This is a genomic window from Pedobacter sp. ISL-64 (assembly GCF_018613605.1).
Taxonomy (GTDB): domain Bacteria; phylum Bacteroidota; class Bacteroidia; order Sphingobacteriales; family Sphingobacteriaceae; genus Pedobacter.
This window is the reverse complement of record NZ_JAGGPU010000001.1, coordinates 287,629-307,394: the sequence shown is the minus strand read 5'-3', so window position 1 is coordinate 307,394 and position 19,766 is coordinate 287,629. Positions and strand designations below refer to the sequence as shown.

15 protein-coding genes are annotated in these 19,766 nt (G+C 35.9%); 3 read left to right on the top strand and 12 right to left on the bottom strand.

From position 1 onward, the window contains the following. Nucleotides 1–5 precede the first annotated feature (5 nt). Both J7E57_RS01330 and J7E57_RS01325 read left to right on the top strand, forming a co-directional pair. A complete protein-coding gene (locus J7E57_RS01330; protein WP_215129853.1) occupies nt 6–1,382 on the top strand; it encodes a RagB/SusD family nutrient uptake outer membrane protein in 1,377 nt (458 codons plus the stop codon). Next, a complete protein-coding gene (locus tag J7E57_RS01325; RefSeq protein ID WP_215129851.1) occupies nt 1,382–3,871 on the top strand; it encodes an alpha/beta hydrolase family protein in 2,490 nt (829 codons plus the stop codon). Before J7E57_RS01330 ends, J7E57_RS01325 begins: the two co-directional genes overlap by 1 nt. Nucleotides 3,872–3,885: 14 nt before the next feature. On the opposite strand, the gene J7E57_RS01320 is transcribed toward J7E57_RS01325, so the two are convergent. The 9 genes from J7E57_RS01320 to J7E57_RS01280 form a co-directional block, all read right to left on the bottom strand. After that, nucleotides 3,886–4,146 (bottom strand): DUF6520 family protein, encoded by a 261-nt coding sequence (locus J7E57_RS01320; protein ID WP_215129849.1) that lies wholly within the window; start codon nt 4,144–4,146, stop codon nt 3,886–3,888. 68 nt (nt 4,147–4,214) lie between these two features. Continuing rightward, nucleotides 4,215–5,684, bottom strand: a complete 1,470-nt coding sequence (locus J7E57_RS01315; protein ID WP_215129847.1) for a MauE/DoxX family redox-associated membrane protein — start codon at nt 5,682–5,684, stop codon at nt 4,215–4,217. A gap of 150 nt (nt 5,685–5,834) precedes the next feature. Next, entirely contained in the window at nt 5,835–6,605 is a 771-nt protein-coding gene (locus J7E57_RS01310) for a helix-turn-helix domain-containing protein (protein WP_215129845.1), read from the bottom strand. A gap of 295 nt (nt 6,606–6,900) precedes the next feature. Next, nucleotides 6,901–7,506 (bottom strand): DUF4304 domain-containing protein, encoded by a 606-nt coding sequence (locus J7E57_RS01305; RefSeq protein ID WP_215129842.1) that lies wholly within the window; start codon nt 7,504–7,506, stop codon nt 6,901–6,903. Between the two features lie 228 nt (nt 7,507–7,734). Further along, entirely contained in the window at nt 7,735–8,325 is a 591-nt protein-coding gene (locus tag J7E57_RS01300) for a hypothetical protein (RefSeq protein WP_215129841.1), read from the bottom strand. Nucleotides 8,326–8,371: 46 nt separating this feature from the next. Then, on the bottom strand, nt 8,372–8,950 hold the full coding sequence (locus J7E57_RS01295; RefSeq protein WP_215129839.1) for a hypothetical protein: 579 nt from the start codon (nt 8,948–8,950) through the stop codon (nt 8,372–8,374). Nucleotides 8,951–9,011: 61 nt separating this feature from the next. Next, the gene (locus J7E57_RS01290; protein WP_215129837.1) at nt 9,012–9,704 is read right to left on the bottom strand and encodes a hypothetical protein; all 693 of its coding nucleotides are present in this window, start codon (nt 9,702–9,704) and stop codon (nt 9,012–9,014) included. Beyond that, the gene (locus J7E57_RS01285; protein ID WP_215129835.1) at nt 9,704–16,402 is read right to left on the bottom strand and encodes an RHS repeat-associated core domain-containing protein; all 6,699 of its coding nucleotides are present in this window, start codon (nt 16,400–16,402) and stop codon (nt 9,704–9,706) included. Before J7E57_RS01285 ends, J7E57_RS01290 begins: the two co-directional genes overlap by 1 nt. Before the next feature lie 7 nt (nt 16,403–16,409). Beyond that, nucleotides 16,410–16,880, bottom strand: a complete 471-nt coding sequence (locus J7E57_RS01280; protein ID WP_215129833.1) for a T9SS type A sorting domain-containing protein — start codon at nt 16,878–16,880, stop codon at nt 16,410–16,412. 360 nt (nt 16,881–17,240) lie between these two features. On the opposite strand from J7E57_RS01280, the gene J7E57_RS01275 reads away from it, so the two are divergent. Next, entirely contained in the window at nt 17,241–17,615 is a 375-nt protein-coding gene (locus tag J7E57_RS01275; RefSeq protein WP_215129831.1) for a helix-turn-helix domain-containing protein, read from the top strand. 161 nt (nt 17,616–17,776) lie between these two features. On the opposite strand, the gene J7E57_RS01270 is transcribed toward J7E57_RS01275, so the two are convergent. From J7E57_RS01270 to traN, 3 genes are read right to left on the bottom strand one after another with little or no spacing between them, the layout of a single operon-like run. Further along, nucleotides 17,777–18,229 carry a DUF3872 domain-containing protein gene (locus J7E57_RS01270; RefSeq protein WP_215129829.1) on the bottom strand — a complete coding sequence of 151 codons (453 nt, stop codon included), beginning with the start codon at nt 18,227–18,229 and terminating at the stop codon, nt 17,777–17,779. Between the two features lie 18 nt (nt 18,230–18,247). Further along, on the bottom strand, nt 18,248–18,811 hold the full coding sequence (locus tag J7E57_RS01265) for a conjugal transfer protein TraO (RefSeq protein ID WP_215129828.1): 564 nt from the start codon (nt 18,809–18,811) through the stop codon (nt 18,248–18,250). Nucleotides 18,812–18,839: 28 nt separating this feature from the next. Next, complete coding sequence (gene traN, locus J7E57_RS01260) at nt 18,840–19,763, bottom strand: conjugative transposon protein TraN (protein ID WP_215129826.1); 924 nt, start codon at nt 19,761–19,763, stop codon at nt 18,840–18,842. Nucleotides 19,764–19,766: the final 3 nt, after the last annotated feature.

Genomic DNA, 19,766 nt, shown 5'->3' with positions numbered 1-19,766 from the left:
AACAAATGAAACTATTTAAACTTATCAATATTGTTCTATTATCGTTTATTACAGCATTTATCTGTATTTCATGCGAAAAATTGGTAGAAGTAGAGATACCTAATAACCAGATCACTACTGATCTGGTCTTTCAGGATGCGCAGACCGCAAATGCAGTTTTGGCAGGGCTTTATGCCGGAGTAAGGGATAACTCCCTGTTGGCGGGAGACAAAATGGGTCCACATTTAGGGGTTTATACCGATGATCTGGATTCCTATTCACCTACGGCCACAAATGGAATATATGAACTTTATCAGAACCAACAAACCGACATCAATGCACTGATCTACAGCAATTGGACAAGCACTTATCAGCAGATATTTATCGCCAATGCAATTCTAGAAGGCGTTCAGGCTTCCGCCTCACTCTCAACTTCAGAGCGGACCCGCTTAAAAGGTGAAGCCTTGTTCTTACGTTCTTTGCTGTTCTTTTACCTTCAACAACTTTTTGGGGATATACCCTATCCCCTATCTACAGATTATAAGATCAACACAACTTTACCAAAGACACCTGCATTTGACGTATTGCAAAAACTTGATTCCGACCTTCAGGAATCTATAAGCTTGATGAATGATGCTTACAACAATCCTGAAAGAATTTTTGCGAACAAAAAAACAGCGCAACTTCTCCTGGCAAAAGTCTACATGACCCAGAACCGATGGTCGGAAGCAGAAATTGTTCTAAATAATATCGTTCAAAGTCCTTTATATTCTTTTGAGAATGACCTTAGCAAGGTGTTTCTAAAATCGGGAAGCCATATTCTTTGGCAGCTTAAACCTAAGAATCCTGGCGATGCAACCAAAGAAGCCAGTATTTATTACTTTACAGGTGCAGTAGCCAACAATTACGCTTTAACAGCAGATCTTGTGGCAGCTTTTTCCACTACAGATCAAAGAAAACAAAAGTGGATAGCAACAGTTACAGTAGGTCCAGACACCTGGTACCGGACTGATAAATATAAAAACAGATTAGCGAACACAACTGAATATTCGATCGTCTTCAGGTTGGAAGAGGTTTATCTGCTACTGTCCGAGGCATTGGCAAAACAAAATAAGATAGCTCAAGCCCTGCCTTACCTCAACGCGACAAGGCAACGGGCAGGCATAAATCCCATAATAAGTCCAGTTTCTCAATCTACACTGTTAAATGAGATACTACAGGAAGACAGGCGAGAATTTTTCACTGAAATGGGCCACCGTTTTTTTGATCTTAAAAGAACGGGACAGCTTCAGGTTTTAACAGCTGTTAAAACCCATTGGCAAACCTATCACGAATTGTGGCCACTTCCTCAAAAGGAATTGCAGCTTAATCCCAATTTAAACCCTCAAAATACTGGTTACTAATGGAAAGAATAATGATACTGTTGATCCTATATTTATTGGGAACTTACCAATGCCTTAAAGCCCAGGACAAAAAAGATGTCGTGGATCATGAAATGAACAGCCAGTACAGGATAAAGATTTTAGGTCTTTCAGAAACCGGAACATGGGCAATGGTTGGAAAATATTATGACCGGAACCGCGATACCACAATGGTAGTCAACGCCTCAGTTCCCAATACCAGCCGTGTCAGTATTATAGGAAAGGATCTGATAAAATCTTTCCTAAAAGATGAAGCTGTTATCACCTTCGGTAATAACAAAGCAGAATACACGAGCCTAAGAACACTCGAAAAAATTATTTATTTACATGTTAAACATATCAGTGTCCTACCAAATGCAGGACAATATGGAATCATCGACGAATCCGACATATTAAGTGTTTTCGATGTTAACGGAAAAAAATTGTATAGTTTGAATGACATCAAAAATCTTCCGGCCACAGACCAGTCTGATAAAAGTTTTGTTTACAGGAAAAACGAAAATGGATACGAAATAATTGATATCTCGGGCAACAGGCCCAAGATCATATACAGCACACAAAATATCATCAAACGTATCGAGATCAGCAAATCTGCAACCCACGTTATTATTGTTGAAACAGAAAGATCTTCCATGTCTGAAACGCTTGCATTTCTTAATATTAAAAATGGAACGGTTTCGAAACCTTTATTACCCACGACAAAAAAGGATGCATACCTGGGTTATATAGAACATGGAAGTTCATGGATAATCAGCGTAAACACAAAAACTTTAAATAATGAAATTGTTGACATCTGGTATGGAAATGACGGCAACCTTATCAATAAAGATCAGGGATTTAATGTAACAAGTAATTATTGGTATTACAATACAGAGACAGAAGATTTATCTGCTTTGCCATCTCAGGAGTATAATTCAATGCTTCCTACCAGAAATAAACGCTTTTTATTGGTGTATAACAATGGAAAAATTCAGAATTATATTTCAGTTGTACAGAATATAGATATGGATATCTATGATGTACAGACAAAGAAAACGGTAAAACTAGATACCATCAAAGCTGCAACACTTTTAATGCCTGCCAATGGGAAGAACATCTTATACCGCTCGATGAACGATAAGTGGATTTTGACCGATCTGGACACAATGGTAAAAATAGAAATTAACGAAAAGTTTCTGCGCGATCCCGCCTTTAGCACTGACGGGAAGTGTATTTATTTTGAAAGTGAAAAAGGACTGTTTACTTATAATATTCTCAAAAAGATTCTTACCAATGCTGGGATTGGGAATAGCCAGCAGGTACGGATAGTCAATAAAGTAAGAACTAACCTAGGAGGTACCAATCTCAATATTAGCACAATGCAGATTCAGAGTGTACGACCAATACTTATCGAAGTAAAAAACAAAAATGAAAACACTGTAACCTATATTTCCCTTTTTAAAAATAAAGAAAAAATATTGATACCGGAAACCTCGAACAAAATCAGGGAACTGTACCACAGCAAAGGGCTTGAGAAAATCTGGTATACTTCTGAAAATTACAACTCACCAGCTGCGCTGTACAGTTCCAATACTAAGAAATCAACGCGTACCCAGATCCTGTCACCAAACAAAAATGATCTGTCGGTAAAGGATTTAAAAATGGATATTATCAGTTATAAAAATACAGAAGGTAAACCTCTAAAGGGATTATTTTATTATCCTGCGGATTTCGATGCGGCGAAGGTGTACCCTATGGTTGTGCGGATTTATCAGGTTCAAAGTACCATGCGGAATGAGTATCAGGTCGTGGGCTATGAAAACCCAGTAGCATTTGATCTTAGGGCACTAGTTGAGAGAGGTTATTTTGTTTATCTTCCAGACATTGTTTTTGGAGGAAAGGGCACGGGACTTTCTGCATTGGACTGTGTGAACAACGCACTGGATGCGCTTTCAAAGCGATCATATATCGATCGTTCCAAAATCGGACTCACCGGACATTCTCATGGCGGTTACGAAACAAATTTTATAGCTACCCATTCAGACCGTTTTGCAGCTTATCTATCAGGATCAGGCAACAGTGACATCCTAAGGTCCTATTTTTCTTACAACAAGAATTTCCGTAGCCCATTTTATTGGCAATATGAAAATGGGCAATATGAAATGCCTTCCTCTTTTGCAGAAGATAAAGAACTATATTTTAAAAATAACCCCATCCATTATGTCGATCAGGTCAATGCGCCCATTTTATTGTGGGCAGGACAAAAAGACGAAAATATCAGGTGGGATCAGTCACTTGAGTTTTATATTGGGCTCAAGCGAAATAAAAAGAATGTTATTGCTCTGTTTTATCCCAAACAGGGCCATGCTCTTGGACTTGGAACACCTGAGCGTATAGATCTATACGAAAAGGTTTTTGATTGGTGGGACTATTTTCTAAAAGGAAAAAGAGTCAGGTGGATCGATGTACAAATCAAAAAGGATGCTTTATAGCATCCTTTTTTGGTTTAGTTCACTTTGAACAATTCTTCACCACACATGGTTGAAGAGATTGGTTCCTCATGAAGCGGCGTTACGCTGTCAGCCGTCCAGGTACATGTTTCATTACCCAATGTACTACATTGTTGCTCCGCATTAATACACTTACCACTTACCGCGTCAATACGGTAAGCATCTATTAATACATTTTTACTGGTTCCGGCTTTTGTTGCAAAAGCAGCTCCTGCGCCCATCAATATGACAGCAACAGGAAAGATAAATTTTTTCATAATAGAAAAATTTAAGGATTAGTTTTTGCCTACTCTATAAGGTTTTCGGCTTCCCCTGGTTTAGTATTTTATAATGGTATCCTATAATGATACCTGATCAGTTCATTCCTGATGATAACAAAAAGGTATTTATCGGTTCCCATCATGTTTGACATTGTGTTTTCTTTTTGATTGTATATATAAAAGCTTCCAATATATTCCTGTCTGTCAATCCGGTACATATCGATAACAGATGCTTTCTTCCATGTTTTCGAAGACTCATATTTTCCCATAAGATTTGACTGATTAAATAACAATTTCCCATTTAATGTCTGGTTTTTGTTAACAGTTAAAGGCGGTGCACTCATTTTGTGTCTGCCATCCGTGAGCCTCCTGCTGACAATTTTGGCCATTTTTGTAGTATCAATGGTGCGGAGCCTTTTTTTGATATTCAGGCCACTATCTATCACGATAAATTCATTCCTATAGGAGTACGTATAAACCAGATCAGTGGTATAACTGCTTTTAATCAACTTACCATCAGAATCAAAAACACCATCAACCTGTTTTTCAAGTATAGAGGGGAATATCTGTACTTTGAGATTGGCCTTAAGATCCAGTTTTGCCAAAGTATATTGTCTGTTATTGCTATTTTGGGTTCTAATTGCAAATTTTGAAGAATCTATAACTACCAACTGATTAAAGTATGCATCCTTGTAGCTAATGGTCCTGGCAACAGAATCCCCAAACTTCCCTCTATAGATAATGGGCACACTTCCGTCAAAGAGGTAATAAAAAGGGGCTTTTATCTGTATCTGTAAATTCCGGAATTTGTAATCAGATTTATCAAGATGGATTTTCATTTGTGATGTTCCATTCAAGGCTGTATCAATTAATGTCAATATCAATGGCGCGGTGACGTTTCCAAGATAAATCTTGCTACTATCTATTCCAGCAAAATAATATGAATTGAGCTTAAGGTCTAAAGTTTTGTCTTTTATCACTGGGTGTAATAAAAACCTCCGCGTGAAGTTGTTCTCTCTTTTTATGATGTTCTCAGAAGATAAAAACAGACAGATAATCACCCCAGCAGAAACAACACTTATAGTTATAGATGTAACTATAGTCTTATAAAGTTCCCTCTTATTCTGCTGTTGAAGAATATAGATTCCTGCAAATGCAATGAGGATACAGACAATATTAAAAATCAGATGTTCTGTCCAACCTAACTTTTCAAGAATACCACCACATGAGCAGGGCACAAAATCACTATAATTTAGAATTAGATAAATATATACCGTGAAACTCACCATAATTCCCAACGAAAGATACAACCCTATTAGCCTTCCGTTTTTTATACAAAGTACTCCCGCAATGATGAGTTCGCAAATGATAACCACATAGGAAATAAATCCTGCATAAGCGCTTAGTAATGGGGATTGCGCCAACTGGATCTGAAAGTTTTCAAAATCAAGCACCTTATTCAAGCTCGCGTAGATGAACAGCAATGCAAAAAAATAAGCTGCGATGATCGGTGCAATAGATACCAATTTTCTCATCAGGGGTGTGATTTAATTTCTTGGGCTAAAGTTCCAGAATTTAATAGCAGAAAAAATTGCAATTGGTATAAAAAGCATTGGAAAAAATACCAATGTTATTTAGGAAAGTATCAGCAGTATTGCGAATAATAAATATTAATACTTACAATACTAGATCTGATCAAAAAACCTTGGAATTGTCTGAAGGGAGAAATGGTATCGTGTATGGAAAAGGAAATACATATTATTGTAGTCTGAAAAATTGTTTTTATACGCAATTTCTTTAAGTGTATAACTGCTAAACAGAATATCCTCCAGTGCATTTAACATTTTGAGTTTATTTTGAAACTGGTGAAAAGTATCCCTTAGATATTCTCTACAATCCCGCTGAAAACGGTTATAGTTGATACCTAAACTACCCGCTAGCTCCCTGACAGTTTTGGACCTTGTTAATTCCACATTAAAAACGATATTATCAAGATACCTGAGGTAACTAGGTGAATATCTGATCAGCTCGTCTAATAAGGATAGTTCATTCAAGAAAAACAACACAGTGTTACTCATACTGTCCACCGCCCCTATTCCTGCATAAAGATAAAGTCTGCCTTCGCTATGAATATGGACGTTGATAGGCAGAATAGAAGATTTAACCTCATTACTGACTAAGTTTATCAGTTTCCGATCAAGGTTGCTTCTTTCGTTGTTGGAGCTGGTAAGATCAAAGCTTTTAACAATCTGTTTTTCATTGTACTGGTACTGATTGGGCGCAATATTGACACTCTGGAAAAAGCTGATATAGGTTTCCAAAATCTTTTTTGCTGAACGAGCCAGTATTTCCAGATGGTTCGTACTCAACAGTGCTGATCCCGCTGAGAGTTGTGAAAATCTGATCATCGCTGCTTCTATACTTTTGTCTACTAGAGAGAGTAAAAAAATATTCATGAGCGTACCTTTCTGATTTAGAAAAACTAAACAAAAAGTCAATGTAATCCATTTAATTTACAATATCAAATTAATTCTCATTAATGAGAATTAAATCAACAAATGTAACACAAAAGATATTCCTCAGGCCAGTTAGAAAAAATACTTATCCGGATTATGGACTATCTAAAACAAGCAAAGCCACCATGCAGGTGGCTTTGCTTGTTAAATTTGCCTTTTCTTTTTGTAATTGATTTCCTCCAGCTTTTGCTTGTCTAGGGTTATATGGTTTTTCGGCTCTTCAATCGTTATAGCATTATGACTTATTATAATCTATCTCTTTTAGATGCTCCATTGCTATACTTGCATTCGGTTTGCCCACTGATTGCTGCATAAAGTCTTCGACAACTTGATTTAAAGTTTCTAAATCGCCTTTTTTTTTTATGAGAGTAGTTAAATATTTAAATCTACCTATTTCAGTAGTACCTGTAAAATCTCTGTTTATCCAATTATTGATTAAATCTTCATCAGATAAACGTTTATTGATTTCCGGTAATATCAGATTTTGAATGCTAGCTATAACGTCTAATGTTACATTAGTAAGATCATCTGATACTCCAATTTCCCGCCAGTAATCAGGCATCCCAGGCATAAATGCTCCAACTCTTGCTGACCAATGGCAATCTTCTACATCAGGGTGAGAACCGTCAAATACATTATCCATTTCACCCAAAATATCGGAATAAATTCCAAAATTAATAGTTAACCTGACTAAATCATTAGTACTTTCCCTGCTTTTCTGAAAGTTAATAATGCCAAAGTTTTTATCCGATTTTAAGTAAAATGTATTTCTTTTTTTAACAAATTTCATTTGCTTTAAAAAAGGTGAAATTTGTTTGATAAGTTCTTTAAAAATGTCCATAATTTATATTATTTTTTTCTGACTACCTGCACCGGATATCCATTGTTTCTAACCCAATCATAAGATGATCAATTTATAAAGGAATTGTTCCGTCTCTGGTCTTTGGTATCTTTTCAAATTAAGGATATCACCATTAACACTATCAAGGGAATTTACTATTGCCAAATTCAGTTTCCCTGGATTCCATAAGGTCCTAATATTTGATGTCGGCGGAATTTTATAATGATTTTATTCAGGCTCAATGTTAGTAAAAACAAACACAAGTGAATATTCCTTAACTTTTTCTTTTTTAGCAGGGACTGAATAACTAATAGTTAGTTTACACTTCTTGGATTCATTTTCCATCAAAATTTCTGTAAGTTCAAATTTTGTTTCAAAATTCTCGTTTTGTATAGTGCTGGTTTTAATTTTGTATCCAAATTTTTCGAATAGGGAAGTTGAATTGTTGTATTCATTAATCATATCATCTGCATTATAAAACACAACTTTTTGATGTATTGAATATCTCCCCTGTTCCATTTCTTTGTTTGTTTGAATAAGGGAAATCTGCCCCTCCTTAATTGGCCCAGTAATAAATGGATTTTCCGATAGCCTAGTATTAAAGATGTGTGTATCCTCGCTGTCCGGCTTATCTTTATCCCAGCTTATTCCTTTTCTAATTGACCATTCAAACGTCAACGAAGAATACCCTACCATAAGTTTAGGGGGTAGATTTATTTCTAAATCTAAGAAAAGCTTTTTTAGCTGACTATTTACATTTTCTTGTCCAAACATTCCTGTACTCAGAAAGATTAATAATGCTATTACTATACTTCTCATTTCTAACTTTATCTTTTTTAACTCTACAATTAACGTCTTAATGATGTTAGCCCTTGAGTAAATCTGCCAATAGCTGATTCATACGCTTTTCTCTTTCTACTTTTTCTCCTTCCTCTCCGTTCCAAAAATCAAGATATATCTTCTCTCTACTAAAAGCAGCCTCTGCCCATTTTTTCACTTCGGGTTCAATTTTACCCTCTAAAAATAACTGAGTAAATGCTAATGAAATTATTTTGTCATCTATCCTACCTAGATCAATATATTGATTAGTCATTGTACTAACTAACCTTTTTAATCTTTCAGGGTCCTTACCGTCCATGTAAATATCAAACCATGGGTAGCCCGAGCTTACAAGTTCCTCGTTTAAAAATTCCCTTACATTCCTATTTGGATGATCATTTTTCCAATCACTATATAAGTAATAGATATCACTACCAGTATCATTTCCAAAAGGTGACCACGCATCCAAAGGATCATAATAAAAACTACTAACCATTATCTTTTTTGCAGCTTCGCTTCCATTCTTCCATTCTATTTCTTTATACTTTGGTGAATCTTGACCACTACAAATTTTAAAGGAAAACATGCATGTGGCAATTATTAAGATATGTATCAATTTTCTCATAGTTTAGTTCTATTTGTTCTTGTAAAAAACAAAGGCAGGAATTCCTGCCCTTGTTGATAGGTTATTGTATTAATTCTTTTAAATCGAAGATTGCAGGAGATTCGAACATTGTATTAAAGATATTACTGTATACAAACGTCAAAATATCACCATCTAATTTAAAATTTTTAAAATTGGCATCTGTCTGTATCTTCGAAGTTTCAAAATCTTTAAGTGCAAACCGCTTACCGTCAGAATCTCTAACCAAAGCCAATTCGGTCTTTTCTGCAGAAATGTCCATAACAATGGTATAGACCTCCTTGTTGTACTTTAGTTTTTTCTTGAGTGGAGAACTGGTTATCTTCCAATCTTTTTCCCTAAGCTCCTCTAAAGACTTGATTACTTCCGATTTATCAGTTAGGAAATAATCATCGGAAAGATTGTTAAAAAGAATTTTCCATTTTTCTATTAGAAAATCTTTTTTTTCTTGCTCAGTAAGCTTGTTCCATTCTATATGTTTTGTAGATATATAAAGATTGACAATTCCATCATTAACTTTTTTTTCGTAATGCAAATCTTTAAAAAGCTCAATATTATCGTCTTCTATACTATTTGAAAACATTAACATATATTTTTGAATCTTTTTATCCCTACTGATTTTATCTTGGATAGCGGGTATAAGTAACATTTCAAGTAATGTTCTATAATTTTGTAACCCAATAAATTTAGTATCATCTTTAGTTGATGAATAAATTGTAAACCAAATATTTCTCATTATTTTAATTTAAGATAGTCCATTAAAAACCTTGTTACAGCATCGGCTTTTGGATATTTCTGAGCATAAGGCATTTTATTATGAACTTGCCAATATTGCCACACATAATATTTCTCAAATACAAATGCCTCCATTTCGCTAACACCTGTATGAAGATACATCCAATTATGCGGTCCATCTCCAGCGTACCTTCTATTTAATTTCGGAATCTGATTCTGTGGTCTGCCATCAGGATCTTGCGCTCTTGTTACTCCAAATTTAGCGATATCTTCTTTACCCATGATTGTATAAACATATGCTTTTGGTGGGCCAGAACTATCACCCCTTACAGATAATAATAGTCCTAAAGCAAATGTTCTCGCAATTATTGCTGTCCCGGTTCCAACTGCCGATGACCAAGTGAGGCCACCGCCAGCTCCAATAACACCCGCTCCGGCACCTTCGACAGCAATAGCACCCATTAATACTCTTGCAGTAACTGCCGATATAATTCCGGCTGACGCTAAATGTCCGATTTCGTCCTGCGAGAATGGCGGCTTTGTACCTCCACCAGCACCATACTGGCCGAATCCTGCCATTTGGAAATAATTTTCAGTTTCGCCCTCTTCATTAAATCCCGGAGAAATAATATATTTATATCCGGCATTAAGGCCATCTGTAGACGTCATCTTATTATTAAACACATTTCCTGTGTATGTTATTCCTCCTACCATTCCACCAAGGAAATTAGAACCAGTAAAAGCAGAATTTAAACCACCGGATATGATTCCAGGTAAGACGTTTTTGATAGCACCTGCGTTATTTACAATGTTTCCTAAAGCTCCAGAAATAGCAGCTCCACCAAGTGCACCTCCCAATATTGCACTCCAATTGTTTTTCCAATCCCATTTCGCAGGATTCCATGAACCATTCGCCTGAACACCGCTTAAATATCCTCCAATTAAAGCGCCTGCAAGAAACAACCATTCACCATTAGGATCATTGTACATCAATGGATTATTCATTACATATCCATACTTATTGTAATTCTGGGTATTGGATGGATCTTGTATATTTTCATCGGCATTTAAGAATCTTCGAAGTAAAGGATCATATAATCGTCCATTCATATGGATGATACCTACATTCATAAAATGTTCATGACCTGTATAACCTCTATCAATAAGCAATACGTAATCAGCAATAGTTGCTTTATCTATGGTAATCGCTCCATTGCCAACTTTGAGATGAGTGAAATTCCCCCATGCATCATAATGTCTTTGCTCCAGCCTATTGCCTGCTTCATCACTAATGGCAAGGACGCTTCCTACATAATCCTTGTGAAGGAATTTATAAGAACCATTGGTTTCGCTAAAATTTTTGACATATACGATACTTGATTCATAAGGATTACCTTCAATATATATAACATGTTTTTCCTCACCTGTGCTTTGATTCCTAATTACTTCAAAATCTCCACCTTCACTATAAGTCTTAGTAAAAGTAGTTTGCCAGACAGGTGGAAGTGGTTCTGAGTCTCCAGATGCGGGTGCACTAGACCCTGTGCCGCCACCGCCGTCACCAGGAATTCCTATTTGTTTAAGTTTGGTGATGTCTACGTACTGGCGCGTATTGCTCAGACCATAGTCAAAACTTACCCTGTTTTTCTCTCCATTGATCTTTACGGGATCATTATTTTCATTGTAAGCAATACTTTGAATCAGGTCGCCAGTATAATTTTGTGCTCCAATAGCATTTAGTGTCATCCCCGTTGCTTGATAAATCTTTGTGGAATTTTCAAATTTAATTGCGCCAACCTGATCGTTCGTCGTAATTCTACCTTTTACATCATAAACGTTTCTATTCAAAGGAGTGCTGCCTGTCACAGGATCTGTCCAGCTTACTAAACGATTATTAGTGTCATAGATAAAGGTTTCCAGGATAGAAAGATCACCTAAGGTCGTACGGCTTACTAACTCATTTTTAAGTGCGTTAAAACTATATTTGATATTTAACAAATTTGGTTTGATCACTGATCCATGTATAATCTCCTTTAGGAAACCATTATCGTCATAGTCATTCACAATGTCTACTGCCCCAAGTTTATCCCTTTTAACTTGTCCTTTTGCATTGGTTTCTTTCAGTTCCCATAAAACTTTTCCCGAATTCTTATCCTTAATCTGGTAAAGTTCACCATTCCAAGCACTATATATATTTTCTATAGCAACTTTAGTAGTAATACCTGCGGAAACCAGTTCTTTTTCATAAGAAGTAATCCTCCCTTTGTTATTATAGATAATGTCTTTTTGACTGTATGTTTTTCCATTACTGTTCTCTACCGAAGATAAAAGTCTTCCATTTGGATCATAGGTCAAAGTAGAACTAAAGTTCTGCCCTTTTATCAGTCCTGATTTTGAAGTAGGAAGCCCTTTTGTATTGTATACGAAAGTAATCGTCTTATTAGTCGTTTGTCCCGCATCTATCGTGGAGTACTCTTTCTGTGTGACAAGCTGTCCAAAATTGTTAAACGTATATTCTTTATATCCTTTTGGACTAATTGTTTTTTTAGATCTTCCTAAACCATCATATTCATATTTATATATTCCATTGGACGGATCATTAAATTCGGATTTTCTACCCCAAATATCATATTTTGTGGAAACTGAATTTTCCGCATATTTAGCAAGTATTTGCTGTCCAGCAGCATTGTAGGAAAACTGTATCGTTCCTCCCGGATCTGTCGTTGAACGAACATTGTTTAAGGCATCAATAGTTTTGGTAGTTGTTTTCTGATTTCCATTAACTTCTTTAACAGTTGTGGTTAAGCCAGTAATAGTAGTTTCTATCTTTTTTCCATTAAAGACTGTAGTAGTTACTTTTGCAGGAAATACCGTGTCATCATATACAATAGAATTCCACTGAGTCGCATTTTGTCCTTCAAAATAAGGCTCTGATTCACTGACTTTTCTGCCTAATTCATCATACTGTGTGTCTCGAGAAACGAACTGTCCTTGGCCAAAGGCTTTGCTTGAAGCTTTAAAGCTTTGACCCAATTTATTCGTGAAACTCTTTGACACATCACTGCCAGGACTGTTTTGCGTCACAGTGACATTGAAGTTATTATCCTTATCGTATTGGTAGGAAGTTGTGCCGCCTAAATTAGTGGTTGAAGTTAATAATTTCCCCCAATTATCGTAGGTATTGTTGATAACATTACCAAATGGATCAGTTTGTGCTAAAATTTGGCCCGCATCAGAATAGTTAATAATCGTCTCTAAGCCTAAATTATCAGTTGCCTTTTCAACGAACCTACCTTTAGAGTCATAAAGGGAAGCTGTTGTTTCTGTTCCAGAATCGACACTATTACTTACAACTTGCTGGGTGATATTGCCGAAACCATCATAATTATAAGTTTCTATTATATTTCCTGTATTATCCCTATTCCATTTTTTTACAGTTTTTATCCTGTTATTTTCATAGGTATATTCTACCTTATCAGATTTACTATCGCCATATGCCTGCACAACATCTGTTTTACTCTTAACACGCCCTACATAATAATCTGAGCCAATTCCTAAAGGGTTGTTATAATAGTCATAAGTAGATGTTGTTACTGCTAAGGTCGTATTGATTTTAGAGATACTCTGTGAAGGTAAATAATATAGACCATAGTTTAGTGCAGTTTCAGCAATTGAATTCATTAAAAAATCTTTCCCTCTAGTTGTTTTTGGAAGAATCGCTGTAACCACTTTAGCCTTGTTGGCATTTGAAACTGTCGTTACTAATTGGCCATTTAAGATTTTATCAATTTGATACGTTGTTGATTTTAAACTTAATAGCTGAGTATTCGTTTCAGTAAGATTTGCCGGGAATACCAAAGCATCATTATTTGTTCTGATAGACCACTCTTTCACTGGAATCCCATCATTTAATGGATCTATTTCTGTACCTGACCAGATTTTAGTGTTTTCAAATCCCTCAGCATACCAAGAAGAGCGGGCTACTTGGCGGAAACCAATCATCCCTTTTCCTAAAATATGGGAAACTAGACCTCTATATTTAAAATCCTGTTTTAATACCTTGGTTGCTCCTGGCTGCGTAAGCTGCGCAACTACCATAACTTTAGATGCTCTGCTGAATTCCAGATAAGGATAGTTCTCTGCCTTAGTAATATCATATATTGTAGGATTGATAGTCTTATCAAGCTCCTTATAGGCTATATTGGTTGTGATTCCAGCCTGCGTGATTCCAACAACACGACCCTCCTTTGCAATATCATAATAGGGTTGAGATATTGTGTTTTGAAGGTGTGGTGTGTCAGGATTGCCTTTTCCACTCATAAAGACGAATTTCTTCATCATAGAAGCCGCCTGATAGTTGAGTGCTACTCCTCCATATTCATATTCGCTATAAGCCACTTCATCTGCAATATTGTCAGTATTCAGAAAAACTGTGGAACCAGAACCAGCGCAACAACTTCGTGGATTTTTGTCAGGGTTTAATCCCATGTGGGCTAAAACACTAATATATTCATAAGAACGTCTGACATATCGCATTGCATTGGGGTTATCTTGCGGCCAACCTTTCGTATAATTTCTTCCAGCCCCTAACTGTACAAGCTCATCTTTCCCATCATTATTAATATCATAAGCTAAAAATTGGCTTGGATAATCAATGCTTATATTATCATTAGCATCTTGAGTTTGAGTTCTTGTACTTTGAGGAATCTTAAAGGTTTTTGGTCTTTCTTCTAAACCAATTCCTGTAGATAAGTATACCAGCCAAAGATCTGAATCCTCCGCTTTAGCGATAAACAAATCACTTAATCCATCACCGTTATAATCTCCCACCAAACTTTTATTCCATAATCCAGCAATACTCCCTAAGGAATTGAATATACTATTTGTAGGAAATGCACTGATTGATGTCAGATATTGCCCATCTATTTTGGGGAAAGTAATTAAGTAAGGTTTTTTATCACTATCAAGCTTGAGAAAATCTATTCGTCCATCGCCGTTGAAATCTCCAGTTCTATAATTCGCATAATTGTTATCGTCAAAGGCTAATGAATAATGCCAGTTTTCACCAGGAATGTTTTCGTCAAGATCTATAGCGATGTAACTTTTATAATCTGTGCAATTTTCAGGATATTTATTTACTCCACCTGTAGTAGGGTCAGGATTCGGTGTACATATCTTGTAATTTAGCCTTAAGATCAGCTCACTTAATCCATCTCCATTAAAATCAAAATTATCAATTCCTAGTATGGTCATAAATGTTGTACTTGTGCCTGAAGTGGTATTATTTATACTCAGACCACCATAATCATAGGTGTCAATATCAGAAATCGTCTTTTTAAAATCCAGGGCGAGGGTATTAGTTTCTGAAACAGTATAAAACAAAAGATCTAAATCTTTTTTTGAGGTGGTAGCATTGGAAACCTTTTTGTAAATGACAAATCCCTGCTTATTGTATATTAAATTATTCTTTTTGATATTTACAGCAGTAGCTGTTCTTAAATCTGATTTAGAAATACTGTTTCCTAAAAATACGGGAGTACCTGCATGGAAGTCATAAACATCTTTAATCAGATACAACCCAACCTGAGGAATTCCCGGAGCATTAACGGTTGCAGGAGCAGTAGTGGAAAAATATCTGATAATATCTAGCTTTCCATCACCATCAAAATCTCCTGTTAAATCAAAATCGCTATCTAGCTTAAAAACACTTCCAAAACCCCAAGCTTGTACATTAGGATCTGGATTTACTTCATAAGATTTTTCATAATTAAAAGAAATTGGGTTGGCGGGTTCATCCTTACTATTAAAAACCTGGATTTTATCTATATACTTGTACCCTGTCTCTTGCACATCACCTTTATAGGTAACAACATATTTCTTAAACTGGGTTCCACCGGATGAAACTACAACAGATCCTAATATCCTAAATTGTGAAAGAAGTACTCCCTTAATATATGCTGTTTCTGCATTTGTTCTTATGCCATAATTAAACTGGATTTTATTAAAATGTGGCTTGTTAAGCGTTTCATTTCCACCCCATTCAATTTTGTCTATAATTGAGGTATTCTCTAAGCTAACGTAAGTATAAGAAATGTAATTTCCATTACTATCTTTTAACTTTACAATATTATAATCAATTGGCGTCCTTGCACTACTGTTTCCAGGTGCTGTCCCACCATACCATGCCTGGGAACCATCTTCAAAAGTTACCTCCCAATATTCAGGGCCGTTAAAAGACGCGACAGCCCCTTTTGACTTTATTTTAATATTAGAATATTTTTCAGTTATATATTCTGCTCCATCTTTTCCATACTCTCCGGATTTTAAAATAAGACGCTGCCCATTAAAACTGTAATAATCTGTATAATCCAATTGTACTCCTCTGGAGACTGTATCTTTATCAATTGTTTTCCCAACCCTTGAAATTGCTGTGATTCCACTAATACTTCCGCCATAGCCTACAACTCCATTCCCGGAGCCACTGGAGTAAACAATATCAATTTTAGGAGACATGTTCTTTACTCCAGGTGGAACATCGATCGGTACTGTAAATTGAAGCTGACCAGAATTCGTAACATCAATATTTCCTTTGGTATCATGGAAATATGGTAATGGTGCAGTCTGTGAAAAACCAAGTATTGAAACAAAAAGTAATACCAGGAATGAAAACAATTTCATTTTGTTGTTGTAAATCTTCATGGTAATATTATCTTTTAGTGATGTTTTTGCTAAATACTCTTCCGTCTTTTAAGGTGAAACGGAGCACGTACACGCCCCACTCATAGGATGACATATTAATTTTCAACTGCTTATTTAAACTGGGCATATTCTGCTGTTGGAATTTCCAATGAACTGTACTATGCTGATACAAGGAAACAGATTCAATTAATCCGTCAACTTGTTCTGTCCAATCGATAGTTAAAAAATCATTCACCGGAACAGGGTATAAACGTATCTGCTTCCAGAATGATTTCTCATCCAAATCGTTTACTGTAGTGGTAACTACAGTTGCAGTTTTATCTTCAGTTTTTACAGGCGTATCAGGTGCTTGCTTTGCATTGACATCTGGCCCACGATAACGTTGATTGCCAGCTTCGTCATATTTGAAATAGACCGTTTGGGAGAACCCTAGAAACCCTACCAATATGGAGAATAGGGAAAATACTTTTTTTCTCATAAATTACTAGTTTTTTTGGTTATGCAGCGAATTTAGAGCAAAATACCCAGGGAGGCATCCTGCTTTTGCCCATATCTTCATCCGTGATTTTACGGATGCGCCATTTATATTTTTAGATTGTTATTACTTTTGCAAGGTTAAGACCTTGAAGCGACAGAACTTGTCGCATTTAATTTCTTTCCAAAAAAAGTAATGACTATAAATAATTTGTCACCACTTTTTGAATAATTTTGCGGCTAAGATATTAAATTTGTAGATTAAATAATACAAATTTGGTTATGAATTTAATAACCAATAGTTATAAATTTGCGTATGTTGATTCTGTTAAAATTAGTAATATTGTATAATTAAATATACAACATGATAACACTGGGAACAAAATTAACCAGACTAAGAAAAAAGAAAGGATATACTCAACAAGAGATTGCCGACTTATTACATATTTCCCAGCCAGCTTATCATAAGTGGGAAACGGACTTAACACGACCTGCGGCTGATAATTTGCTAAAGATTTCCGAGATTTATGAAATTGATATTAAAGATCTTTTGGAAGAGGCACCTACCTTTAATATAACGAATAGTGATTGTAGTATCCAGAATATAGGTAATTCAAATTTCTATGCTGAGTCTCCGGATCTGATTAACGGACTTCTAAAAAACCAGGACGCTATTACAAATCTCCTTAATGTTCAGAATAAACTTATTGAGACCTTGATTAACAAAATTAAAGAGTAACAAAAGCTGACTTTTTACTTAATTGTTTTTTGCTCCCTACTTACAATAGAACCATTCTCTCGAAGTTATTCCACTTACTTTAAAATTCTTTTAAACTAAAAAGGATCTTCACTATTCGAGTGGAGATCCTTTGTTTTAAATTGCAATTTGCACTGCTGGCATCAATTATCTTTGTTATTAAACTGAAAACCCATTTTCTGTTCATTTCCTTTGTTATCGGAAATCGAGATGTCAAAGGACTGCGTCACTTTCGATTCAGATATATAATATAATGTAAATTCTTTTTGGGGCAGAGAAAATAAGTCGTTAGGTTTTAATATTTTACCTGAAAGAATTAATTTACCAATACCGTCAAACTGAAAATATCGTATTTTATATTTTACACCTTCGTAATTGCCTTCTGCTTTAATGGTACACCTGATAGTCACGGTTTCTCCTTTTGCAATGCTTTTTGGAACAGGCATAACTTCCAGCTCAAACGGAAAATCTGTTTTAATTTCCAGTTCCTTATCGCAGGAATTGAGTAGACCTATCATTACTATCAGTGATAATGTACAGACCTTAAATATCAGTCTTTTTACGAACGACCTTTTTTCACTGTCATTTTTTTTCATTGGTTGATTATTTGAGGTTTAAAAAATATATCGAAGGCCTACACCTGTTGAAGGCCGAAAATGCTCCACTGAGGTTCCCCAGATCGCCTTACATTTACCTTGTATCAGTATTAAAAAATGATCGGTCAGATATGTCTCTACTGAAAGCCTTAGCCCCGCTCCGTAAATAAAACTGTCAGCATTCTGAATTACGGCACCATTGGAAAGTACAGCACTACTTTTGTTGAACACTTCATATCCTGCAACAGCAGTAAAACCCATATTCAGGGATATGTTTTTGCCCCAGTCCCGTAGTAAAGGAAAACTGTAGCCTCCCTCTACGATATAAGTTTCAACCGGGATTTCAAAGCTCTGAAAAGCATGCATTTTGCGGGAATATTCCACTGCATATAGCTGGTAACTCCCATCCTTCCCATTGACTGTTAAACCAGCCTGAACGAAAAAGTTATTATTCCATGGTTTTTTATCAGAGATTAACCCAACGGTAGCTTCAAATCCCTTTTGTCCTTTTAGCAATCGTTGCGCATGAATACCTGTGCCTGTCGCTAAGCAAAGTATTATTGTAAATAGGTATTTTGTCATTTGATTCAATTTTTGGTTATCGTAATGGTTAGAATACCAGCTTTAGATTTCTAACCGGTGATGCATGGATCAGATCTTCATTTGTTATTTCGAGACTTTGGTGCCGGCCTCCATTACGTTCGAATATTTCTATCATCAAAACCTTGTCATCAGCAAGGGTAAACTGGTCAAGCAGAAATACATTACGTTCCGAACGATTTTCAGGCACATCTGTCAGTGGCTGATAGGATCTCAGGGGAACCAATTCGTTTTCCTGCACTGCAGTCAATTTTGATGTTTTTCGATCTACAATCTTGAAAGTCATAAAATCGACAGAATAAGGTACGTTTGTATTATTCTTAAGTTCGGTATGGAAATAATATTTACCATCATAGATATAAATTCCTTTAAGTAAAAAACTGATTCCAAAACTGTAGGAACCGATATGCCTGATCAGTTTTTTATTCTTGGTATAAATGGTTTTCAAAGCTGCCGCAGTTAATGTGGGCCGGTTACTTCCCAGATCTTCAAACAGCACATCGTTTACTTTTTCCTTATCCTGATGCTTGAACATTTTAAGTACATCATAATTTAAAGTTGCCGGATATCCGCTGTAAAAAACATCAAAGCTGTAAAACCTACCATCCTCTGTGATGACCGAAAAATTGGTTTCAGACTCAAAGTTTCTTACTGCCGCTTTTACGCGCAATACATTTTCCGCGGCGTCGGCTTTTCCAGCTATCAGGTTCTCACTACCTAGGTCTACGTACTTAATCTTTGCTGGAAAAATGATATGACTTGTCTTATCATAGGTAACCGTCAGCCAATAGGGTTCAATCTTACCTGTTTTTAACCGCGATTGGGTAATCACACTATCTTTCATCGATATGCTGTCCTGTTCCTGCGCATTTATATGGAGAGAAAAAGTTAAAAGCAGCATTAGCGCGCAAACATCTTTTAATAGTATTTTCATATT

Coding starts and splice junctions, on each gene's coding strand:
- J7E57_RS01330 (WP_215129853.1), top strand. CDS start 6: ATGAAACTATTTAAACTTATCAATATTGTTCTATTATCGTTTATTACA.
- J7E57_RS01325 (WP_215129851.1), top strand. CDS start 1,382: ATGGAAAGAATAATGATACTGTTGATCCTATATTTATTGGGAACTTAC.
- J7E57_RS01320 (WP_215129849.1), bottom strand. CDS start 4,146: ATGAAAAAATTTATCTTTCCTGTTGCTGTCATATTGATGGGCGCAGGA.
- J7E57_RS01315 (WP_215129847.1), bottom strand. CDS start 5,684: ATGAGAAAATTGGTATCTATTGCACCGATCATCGCAGCTTATTTTTTT.
- J7E57_RS01310 (WP_215129845.1), bottom strand. CDS start 6,605: ATGAATATTTTTTTACTCTCTCTAGTAGACAAAAGTATAGAAGCAGCG.
- J7E57_RS01305 (WP_215129842.1), bottom strand. CDS start 7,506: ATGGACATTTTTAAAGAACTTATCAAACAAATTTCACCTTTTTTAAAG.
- J7E57_RS01300 (WP_215129841.1), bottom strand. CDS start 8,325: ATGAGAAGTATAGTAATAGCATTATTAATCTTTCTGAGTACAGGAATG.
- J7E57_RS01295 (WP_215129839.1), bottom strand. CDS start 8,950: ATGAGAAAATTGATACATATCTTAATAATTGCCACATGCATGTTTTCC.
- J7E57_RS01290 (WP_215129837.1), bottom strand. CDS start 9,704: ATGAGAAATATTTGGTTTACAATTTATTCATCAACTAAAGATGATACT.
- J7E57_RS01285 (WP_215129835.1), bottom strand. CDS start 16,402: ATGAAGATTTACAACAACAAAATGAAATTGTTTTCATTCCTGGTATTA.
- J7E57_RS01280 (WP_215129833.1), bottom strand. CDS start 16,880: ATGAGAAAAAAAGTATTTTCCCTATTCTCCATATTGGTAGGGTTTCTA.
- J7E57_RS01275 (WP_215129831.1), top strand. CDS start 17,241: ATGATAACACTGGGAACAAAATTAACCAGACTAAGAAAAAAGAAAGGA.
- J7E57_RS01270 (WP_215129829.1), bottom strand. CDS start 18,229: ATGAAAAAAAATGACAGTGAAAAAAGGTCGTTCGTAAAAAGACTGATA.
- J7E57_RS01265 (WP_215129828.1), bottom strand. CDS start 18,811: ATGACAAAATACCTATTTACAATAATACTTTGCTTAGCGACAGGCACA.
- traN (WP_215129826.1), bottom strand. CDS start 19,763: ATGAAAATACTATTAAAAGATGTTTGCGCGCTAATGCTGCTTTTAACT.